At 66.7% G+C, this 2,311-nt stretch carries 1 protein-coding gene and 2 pseudogenes; all 3 read left to right on the forward strand.

Annotated elements, in window-relative coordinates; translation table 11 throughout:
- Positions 1-473: 473 nt before the first annotated feature.
- Positions 474-1,853, forward strand: a complete 1,380-nt coding sequence (gene chrA / locus SA87_RS10200) for a chromate efflux transporter (RefSeq protein WP_082718057.1) — start codon at positions 474-476, stop codon at positions 1,851-1,853.
- Between the two features lie 62 nt (positions 1,854-1,915).
- Positions 1,916-2,008 (forward strand): annotated as a pseudogene (locus SA87_RS13325) (IS607 family transposase); the annotation flags it as partial.
- A pseudogene (locus SA87_RS10205) lies at positions 2,008-2,311 on the forward strand (hypothetical protein); the annotation flags it as partial. The pseudogenes SA87_RS13325 and SA87_RS10205, both read left to right, overlap by 1 nt.

Raw genomic sequence — 2,311 nt, forward strand, 5'->3', positions numbered from 1 at the left:
TGCCGGAAGTGCGGCTACCGCGGACACGCGGATGCCGTCGGCGCCTGGAATATCAGCCTCGCGATTAGCGGCCTGGCCGAGGCGGCGTAAGCCGCCGTTCGAGGGCCGCCGCCCGGTGCGGTAACGCCTTTCGGCGGAACGCAGCCGGGGCGGGCCGAGACGTAAGCCCCGATGGCGCTGCGATGAAGCCGAAGCTGAAAGGCATGAGGCCGAGCAAGCGCTAACCTCCCCGTGGGAATCCCCGGAATTCATTCCGGGGAGGAGGTCAAGCGGCCCTTGCCGAACGGCGGCCGGATTATGGGACCACCATTTGAGCGCCCGCCTGAAGATCCGGAAGAAATGGGGGACCAGCGAACGTCGGTTTTCTCGTTCGATCCAAAGAAACGCCCTTCGGGCTCGGGCCCGGAAGGGCGTTTCTTCGGGTTTTGGGACGCATGGCCGGGAAGGGGCCGTTCCCCCGGACGAAGGAATTTATGATAAAATTTCAAGAGTCGAGGACGGCGTGGGGGGAGAAGGCGATCGAAACGGCAAAGGCGATCCGGCGGAAAAAAGAAGGACGGCCGAAGGGCCGGTGGCGGACGTGGGGGGAGATCGGGGCCGCGGCGCTCGGGCTCGGCCTCTGGTCGTTCGGCGGCCCGACGGCCCATCTCGGGTATTTTCGCCGGGCGTACGTAGAAAAGCGGCGCTGGCTCGACGAAGCCACCTATGCGGAGCTCGTGGCGATCGCCCAGTTTTTGCCCGGGCCGGCGAGCAGTCAAGTGGGCTTTGCCGTCGGGGTGCTCCGGGGAGGGCTGGTCGGCGGGATCGTCGCCTGGCTCGCGTTTACGTTGCCGTCGGCGCTTCTCATGTACGGTTTTGCACGGTATCTGGCGATGAGGGCGGATTCGACGTTTCCGTTCGGCGGCGAAGCGCCGGGGTGGTTGCACGGGCTTGGGCTCGTCGCCGTGGCCGTGGTGGCGCAAGCGGTCCTCGGGATGGCGCGCACGCTGGCGCCGGATCGCCTGCGGGCGACCCTTGCGGCCGGGGCGGCGGCCGCCGTCCTGATCGTCCCCACACCCTGGACGCAGGTGGCGGTCGTTGTGGCCGCCGGCCTGACGGCTCTCTTCTTTTGGTCTCGTCCGAGGGCGGGCGCTTCCGATTCTGCCGGAGCGGAAGAACGGAGCGACCGGGAAGCTTCCACCTCTTCATCCTGGACGTCGCCGGTCGGCTGGCGGACGGGGGTCGCGGCGCTCGCTCTGTTTCTTCTCCTGTGGGGGGTCCCGGCGCTTTGGCCGCCCTTCGGATCGGCGGAGGCGCTGCGGCTGTTCGGGCCGTTTTATCGCGCCGGCGCGCTCGTCTTCGGCGGCGGGCACGTCGTGCTTCCGCTCCTCGAGCGGGAGGTCGTGCCGACCGGTTGGGTCAGCCCGGAAGACTTCATGGCCGGCTACGGCCTGGCGCAGGCGCTTCCCGGTCCGCTTTTTACCTTTGCCGCCTTCCTCGGCGGGCGGATCGCCGGCGCCGGCGGGGCGGCCGTCGCGCTTCTGGCCCTGTTTCTCCCCGGCCTTCTTCTCGTGCTCGCGGCGCTTCCGTTTTGGACGGCCGTCCGGCGCTTTCGCCCGGCCCGGACGGTGCTTGCCGGCGTCAACGCGGCCGTCGTCGGGCTAATGCTTGCGGCCCTCTACGACCCGCTGTGGACGGAGGCGGTCCGCTCGCCGGCCGACGCGGCGGGGGTCGTCGTCCTTTTTCTTCTTCTTCACGTCTATCGCCTACCGCCGGCGGCCGTCGTCGCCGCCGGCGCAGGGTGGGGGTTGCTCTGGGCAGGAGGGCTGCCAGCAGCTGAAAATACGATTGATCTTCGTCACTTTCTCGGATAAAATATACCCATGAAACTCAGCCAATGGGCCAAAAATCGCGGCATCACCTACAAGACGGCGTGGCGCTGGGTCAAAGAGGGCAAGAAGAAAGAGAGGTTGACGATGACCTGGTGCGCGACATGACCGAGGTCCTCACTTCCCTTGCCGCACGATTGTGAAGAAGACGGACTTCCCGTGGATGTACGAAGTGTCCAAATGGGCGCCGCAGGAGGCGCTTCGGGATCTGGAAAAGGCGTTCCAAAACTTCTTTCGCGGGCGGAAGATCGGCCGGAAGATCGGCTATCCGAAGTTCCGCCGCAGACACGACCGGCGGGACAGTTTCCGGCTGGATAACAGTTCCGGCACGATTCGCCTGCTTCTGGACGGGAGTGACAGGCGTTATCCCGGAAAGGCGCGCCACATCGTGCTCCCTCGCATCGGCGCCGTGCGCCTGAAAGAGAAGCCCGTCCGCCGGAAGA

Origin of the sequence: Hydrogenibacillus schlegelii (genome assembly GCF_001653195.1) — a bacterium.
GTDB classification, from domain to species: Bacteria; Bacillota; Bacilli; order Thermicanales; family DSM-22653; genus Hydrogenibacillus; species Hydrogenibacillus schlegelii.